Raw genomic sequence first — 6444 nt, 5'->3', positions numbered from 1 at the left:
AATGGATTGGTTATCTAAACTCAAAGTTCATTGAGTTTAGAACTATAATGTAAATTTACTGAATCATACCTAATGTAAGTTATTGATTTTATGATTCATCAGTTTAAGTCTTTAATGTGCAAAGACATCTACAAAAACATTTATATAAATAGAATCTAGCTTCTTCAGATTCATACAAAGGAAAACTAGTAGGCTTAGAAAGTTGTTCCTGAATATCAACCGTTATAAGAGTTAACATTATAAAATCAGAAGCATAAACTCTAGAATTAAGAAATAAATCTCTAAATTCTTTTTGTGAGATGACATTAGCTTTTTCTAACATACTTCCTGTTTCAAGCAATACAGAATGACACATTACTTCTAATTCTTTCTTACTGGCACTCTTTGCTAGAATCATCCATTCATTGAAAGGTCTAATACTTAACTGAACCCCATTTTTAAAAGAAAAAAGTCCTTTCATAAAGAAAAATAAAACTATAGCTACTACCGCTACTATTAAAAAAGTTTCCACGATTACCCCTAAAAATGTTCTAAATAGCCTAAGCAGAAAAAAAGATGATCATATCCACAAGAATACCTAATCCCACACCTGTACAAAATGAATAAATGCTCTCAACTTCTCAACACGCCACCAAAGCGTCGCACTTCGTGCTTTGGCTTTGGAAACGGTTGAGAGAGTTTCGGCAATACTTTCCCTAAAGGCGGTCATTTAAAAAAATGACACATCCTTTAAGTATTGCCGATTTACCGTATATTTTTTTGGCTTCGGAGCCACGTATATCGGTCGTATCCGCACATAGTTTTGCTGACTATGCAGACAAGGACTAAAGGTCTTGCACCTTCTCCCACACGCTCCCTGTCGAAGTATGGCGATATCTCTGCGAGGGCTTCCCCAACATGCAACTTAACCGACCTATACAACTACTTCCAACGCTCCGCCTTTGTGAGAATCCCCTGTAAGCGGTTTAGCCTTTCGACTATCGCTACGTTGCACCAGTGACACTTATTCCCTCCACATGCAACGCATGCCAATCCGTAAAACGGACACGCAGAAGCAGGCAAAGCTCGATCTATGATGCTTATTTGATGAATAAAAACACGTATTAACGAAGACTTATCATTTTGAGTCTTGATCTAAACGCTGTTTATTGTGAAAATAGAGTTCAGGTACAAGCCTTAGTGTGAAATCTGCACGAGTTGGTAGCTCTGCTGATCTTCGTTACTTGATGTTAGCGCATCAAATAACTGCGTACCGCTGAATATAAAGCGAAAGCCCATTTAGTTTCAATACTGAATGGGCTTTTTCTTTAATTTCTCATTAATTTTACTTATTTAAGCTTATATAACTACCATCTTTCACAGCTTTTTTGTCCATTTAAAATATATTCCAATACATGTGATGTGCTTAGCCCACGGACATTTGTGTGTTCGGTATATTCACCATGCCCAATGACTTCTTCATTATCATTCAAAATACTGAAAGGAGTTATTTCTGTTTGTCCTAAATGACCTTTTGTTTTCATACGAGAACAAACAATTTTGTCATCATTAGATAAGTTTATTTTTTCTTGCCAACTCATTTCTTTCCTCTAATTTATTTTTAATAATCAAAAATATAATAATACTAGAAACAATAATTTTATAGCATATTATAATTATTACCTATTTAGGATCTATCACACATAAGTCATGATTTTTTGAGTAGTTGCATTGGTCTTTCATCACTCTCACACAAGGCTTAGATTCTTCTCCAACCCTACAACTTTGAATATCTAACTGAATACCAGCTTCCCTTAAACTTTCGATCTTAGAAATATTTTCCAATGGTTTGATATAAACACTGAATAACCAAATGATACCAAGCATCAGAATGGCAAAAATGCCTAGAACAATGACAATGAGCTTCCATGAAAATTGATCACTGGCTGATTCAATCGAGTTTTTTAAACGTCCAAGTGCTTTGGCGGTCTTTATAAGCTCTGCTGTGCCCTCTTGTAAGCCCGTATTTAGCGATTTTGATACGGTGCTATGGGTTTGCCCTGCAATGACCTTCTGAATGCGTTCTTCGGTGATTTGAAGCTCTTTAACGGCCTGATTGACTAGGTTCTGCTGTTGTTCTGCCACTGCCATCAGTGCATATAACTTTTTTTCCTCAGGTGTCATCGGCTCATCCCTCTAAACTTCATTGTTTTCTGTTGCTCTCGTTCTAATTTCTGCTGTTGCTTGTACTGTTCCAAAGCAAGCTGTTTGAAGCTATCAAAATCAGCCTTAAAGCTCTCAATGCCCTGTTTAATTTCTTTGTCTGAAATTGGACTGTCTTTGAGGTCTTTGAGGTCTTTTTTCGGGTCGCCTAAATCTAGCCGCTCAAGTTCTTTATAGGCTGTGCGTGACTGTTTCAGGGCTTCCCTGATTTCAGGGTCTTTGGCTTGGCTTGGTAATAGTTTTTTTTCAGGTTCTTTCTCTATGCCTTGCTCTTTGTAGCTTCGCATATCAATACGGCTATCAATTTGATGCTTTTCTAAATGGCTGTTGCATAAATCTGCCCATCTTTGGCGTAGGTCTTTAATATCAATTTTTCGTTCCTGGTAACTCTTGCCTGTATTGTCTTTTTTAGCTCCGCCACGTTCAGGATTTTTGCTGTTATAGCGTTTGAAATATTGCTCTGGATCTCGCTCGATTCCATCTTGCAGACGTTCATTAAACATGAGGTGAACGTGAGGCTGATCATTGCCGTCCATTGCTTTAGGGTTATGAATCGCAAACTGATACGGATATTTTGAGCCGATCTCGGACCGAATGAAGTCCTCAACCAGTTCTAGGCGTTGCTCGGCATTCATCTCTCTAGGTAGGGCAATTTCATATTCTCGATAAGTACTGCCGTTTTTACGCTCGTAAAGGTCGGCAGACTGCCAAAAGGTAATCGGATTATGTTCAGCCCATTTCGGCATATTCCCATAGGCACTATGTTCAAGATCAGTTTCTGCCTGTTCCTGTTTCAGCTTCTTTTCTTCATCCCGATCAATATATTCGGCATGCGGTGCTGCTTTACCTGCCTTACCGACTTTGACACTTAAACGAGCAATCGCCATTAGGTTTTATCCTGTTCCTTTTTTCGGTTGCGCTCTTTCTTAAACGCCCTTTGATCAAGTATCGAAGCCCACATCATAATGATGATGATTAGCGGTGCTGCGATCACGCCAAAAGTAATATCTTTGATTCTTCCCAATACCTGTTTTAGTTGCATGCTGTTGCTCCTAGCTTTGGTACTTCTTTTTTTCATTCAATTTTCAATTGAACGAAAAAAAGAAGTTTCAGGGTTTTAGGGATGAAGTCCCTAACGTGCTTAGGTTTCTCAATGAAATTGAGAAACGTCTAAGCGCGCCATCAAATTTTTGATGGAAGTACAGGCGAACTTCTCTAGAACGAACTTTAACAAAATTGCGGACATTGGACGTAATTATTTTGTTATCGTTCTTTGAGAATTGAGCCTGTGCTTTTGCGGTATCTGAATTAAGGAATTGAATATGAATAATGAATGGCTATCTGAAAAAATCACCTACATTTCTGCTTTAAAGAATCCTAGTGATGCTCAAAAACTTTTACTTGAACTATCCAAAATTCAGTACAGAACACCCGACCAAGAGAAAAAGATCAATGCCTTGATCAAAGCTGAAAAAGCCATAGATCGAGCAAATAAGCAAAAAGTTGCAGTTAGAAAATTATTGAATGCAGAAAAGGAAGCTGAACGCAAAGCTCGTACACGTCATCTCATTCAATTAGGCGCACTTTTTGAAATTGCTAACCTAGATCAGCGTGACCCAGCAGAATTACTTGGCGTATTACTGAAAACGGCTGAAATTGATCCCAATGATATGAAATGGCAGATTTGGAAGGAATTAGGACAACAAGAGCTTAATCAACGGTCTAAAAAGTAAATAATATGAGCAAGCTTTTAAACTTACTCATTAAATTAATTCCATGATTCTTGTTGTTTATCAGCTGAATATTGAGCTATAGCAATTAAGGCATTTTTACCTTGATAAAAGTTATTCTCAAAAGAAAAACCTTCAAAAGTTAATCTACTGTGACTGACCATTAAAGTCTCAAAAATGACATTAATGTTCTAAACTTTAACAATATAGTTGTAAACTCAAAGAGGAAGTTTGAATGAATATTACGAAAAAATCAGATTCAATACTTGTGGTATTTTTTAAGTTGTTTCTTTGTAGCAGTGCATTTGTTGCATGTATTTTATTTGGATTTTGGTTGAGTCCAATGCAAGTACCATCCCCAATAGTCATTTTTATATCACTTGCAATCACCGTTTTATTTACTTATTGGATATTTGGAATAGGTAAACTCAAACATAAGTAAATTTACAACTATTATGTCATAAATGGATTGGTTATCTAAACTCAAAGTTCATTGAGTTTAGAACTATAATGTAAATTTACTGAATCATACCTAATGTAAGTTATTGATTTTATGATTCATCAGTTTAAGTCTTTAATGTGCAAAGACATAAGCAGCCGTTAGTGTCCGAATCCATACGCAAGTTTCTGTGGCTTCATGTTCAACTCGAATCTCTGATGGCTCGAGTTCCTTTACCCAGTTTTCTACGCAATAAGGTGCGCAATGTCACACCATCGGAGTAGCCAACCATTTCCGCGATCCGGTCGAGGTTGTGATTGCTGGTTTTAAGCAGATGGACCGCCTGTTCAATTCGCAGGTCTTGTACATACGCGACTGGCGTTTTGCCAAGTACGTCATGCAGCCGCCTTGCCAAGGTGCGCTTGCTGGTCGCAAGAGCATCAGCAGCAGCGTCCAGATTGAACCCCTGCGTCAGATTGGTCCGTACCCAACGATCAAACTTTTCCACGAGAGGATCTGTATGCGCCAGGTGATCCGAGATAATATAGGCCGACTGTGAAGGCCGAGAATCCACAACCAGATACTTGGCGACCAGTCCGGCGAGCTCTGGACTTGTCTGCCGTATGAGGGACAGCATCATGTCAACGTGGCTGAGGGCCGCACCTGCCGTCACGAACTGGCCTGAATGAACCACCATATGACTTGTGTTCAGTCGCACGGCAGGGTATCGCTGACGAAAAAGAGAAGTTAGCCACCAAGTGGTTGTCGCTTCTTGACCGTCCAGAAGACCGCTTTGAGCCAGGACAAACGTGCCAATGCAAGCCGCTGCGATTTGAGCTCCATCGTCCGACCAACCACGCAATACGGCAGCGGCATCGGCCACATCAGGCCTGTCCAGCGCATTGATCAATGCATCAGGCATCTTGTACCCAATGGCAGGCACGATGACCAAATCCGGCTTTGGACACTCATGAGCACGCACTGCAGGAATGACCATTTGCTGGGCAGTGGCAACTCGACGCCTTACGCCCACGACCGAAACATTCCACCGAGGAACCGTGCTGCGCTGCATCTCCAACAACTCATTCGCGGTGGTCAGCGCATCCAGGACAATGGAAAGTCCCGTGTCGAAGACCCCCTCCAAAGCTAAGACATTGACTTGCATGACTTAAAGGTTGGCAAACATATCGGTCTCATAACTTGAACTGATTCTTCCACAAACGCAATGCCTCAAAGTTTGTGTCTCGCGTGGAAGCAGTTGCGCCCCTTCTTACATTCAATGTCGCTACCACCTCCGGCTCCATTACCCTCAAAAAGGGATTGGTAGCGCGCTCCATCGCGATGGTTGATGGCAAGGTGGGTTGCCCAAGGCTACGATTGTGTGCATCTACCCGAAACCGCTCCTGCAAATCCGGGTTAGACGGCTCTACCTCAAGTGCAAACTTCAGGTTGTCCAGGGTGTATTCGTGGGCACAAAAAACCAGCGTCTGTCCTGGAAGATCCGCCAAGCGATCCAGGGAACGGCGCATGGCTTGCATTGACTCGCCAAACATTTTCCCGCAACCACCGCCAAACAGCGTGTCACCCGTAAACAGCCATCCACGAGTCTCATCCAGAAAGGCTAAATGACCCTTGGTGTGCCCCGGCACAGCCAGCACTTTCAATTGCACGTCGAGCACATCCAGATCAACGGTATCGCCTTCGCCAACCACACAACTAACGCAATCCAGCGGCACGGTACCGGGCTTCGGAAACGGAGGATGGGATACCCTGTCGTGATCGTTCAACTCCGGGCCATATACCGGAACCTTCCAATGGCTAAGCAAACCGGGTACGCCCAGATTGTGGTCATAGTGAAGATGCGTCAGCACTATGGCGTGCAGTTCCAGCCTCTGTTCCCTGAGTGCATTGATAACCGGCTCGGACTGACCGGGGTCGACAACCACAGCTCGCTGGTCGTCGTGAATCATCCAGATATAGTTGTCCTTGAATGCGAGGATTGGTTGGATGTGGACGTGCTTCATTGGAATAGGTAAACTCAAACATAAGTAAATTTACAACTATTATGTCATA

The 6444-nt window shown here is 41.5% G+C and carries 8 protein-coding genes; 1 reads left to right on the top strand and 7 read right to left on the bottom strand.

Annotated features, from left to right (window positions below):
* Nucleotides 1-103: 103 nt before the first annotated feature.
* From ABLB96_RS19210 to ABLB96_RS19190, 5 genes are all read right to left on the bottom strand, one after another.
* The gene (locus ABLB96_RS19210; RefSeq protein ID WP_010591652.1) at nt 104-511 is read right to left on the bottom strand and encodes a hypothetical protein; all 408 of its coding nucleotides are present in this window, start codon (nt 509-511) and stop codon (nt 104-106) included.
* A gap of 835 nt (nt 512-1346) precedes the next feature.
* The gene (locus ABLB96_RS19205) at nt 1347-1580 is read right to left on the bottom strand and encodes a hypothetical protein (RefSeq protein ID WP_010591653.1); all 234 of its coding nucleotides are present in this window, start codon (nt 1578-1580) and stop codon (nt 1347-1349) included.
* An 82-nt stretch (nt 1581-1662) separates the two neighbouring features.
* Nucleotides 1663-2163, bottom strand: coding sequence for a hypothetical protein (locus tag ABLB96_RS19200; protein ID WP_010591654.1), 501 nt, complete (start codon nt 2161-2163; stop codon nt 1663-1665).
* Nucleotides 2160-3089: a MobA/MobL family protein gene (locus tag ABLB96_RS19195; protein WP_010591655.1), complete on the bottom strand. Its 930-nt coding sequence runs from the start codon at nt 3087-3089 to the stop codon at nt 2160-2162. Before ABLB96_RS19195 ends, ABLB96_RS19200 begins: the two co-directional genes overlap by 4 nt.
* Nucleotides 3089-3244 (bottom strand): hypothetical protein, encoded by a 156-nt coding sequence (locus ABLB96_RS19190; RefSeq protein ID WP_171178132.1) that lies wholly within the window; start codon nt 3242-3244, stop codon nt 3089-3091. The genes ABLB96_RS19195 and ABLB96_RS19190 overlap by 1 nt, the downstream gene beginning before the upstream one ends.
* A gap of 280 nt (nt 3245-3524) precedes the next feature.
* Here ABLB96_RS19190 and ABLB96_RS19185 point away from each other — a divergent pair, with 280 nt between their 5' ends.
* Complete coding sequence (locus tag ABLB96_RS19185; RefSeq protein WP_010591656.1) at nt 3525-3935, top strand: conjugal transfer protein TraD; 411 nt, start codon at nt 3525-3527, stop codon at nt 3933-3935.
* Nucleotides 3936-4573: 638 nt separating this feature from the next.
* On the opposite strand, the gene ABLB96_RS19180 is transcribed toward ABLB96_RS19185, so the two are convergent.
* Both ABLB96_RS19180 and gloB read right to left on the bottom strand, forming a co-directional pair.
* Entirely contained in the window at nt 4574-5536 is a 963-nt protein-coding gene (locus ABLB96_RS19180) for a GlxA family transcriptional regulator (RefSeq protein WP_269512629.1), read from the bottom strand.
* 28 nt (nt 5537-5564) lie between these two features.
* Nucleotides 5565-6395, bottom strand: coding sequence for a hydroxyacylglutathione hydrolase (gene gloB / locus ABLB96_RS19175; protein WP_272366838.1), 831 nt, complete (start codon nt 6393-6395; stop codon nt 5565-5567).
* Nucleotides 6396-6444 lie beyond the last annotated feature (49 nt).

This window comes from Acinetobacter sp. XH1741, assembly GCF_041021895.1.
Classification (GTDB): Bacteria; Pseudomonadota; Gammaproteobacteria; order Pseudomonadales; family Moraxellaceae; genus Acinetobacter.
The sequence above is the reverse complement of the archived record's forward strand: the minus strand, read 5'-3'. Positions and strand labels throughout refer to the sequence as shown.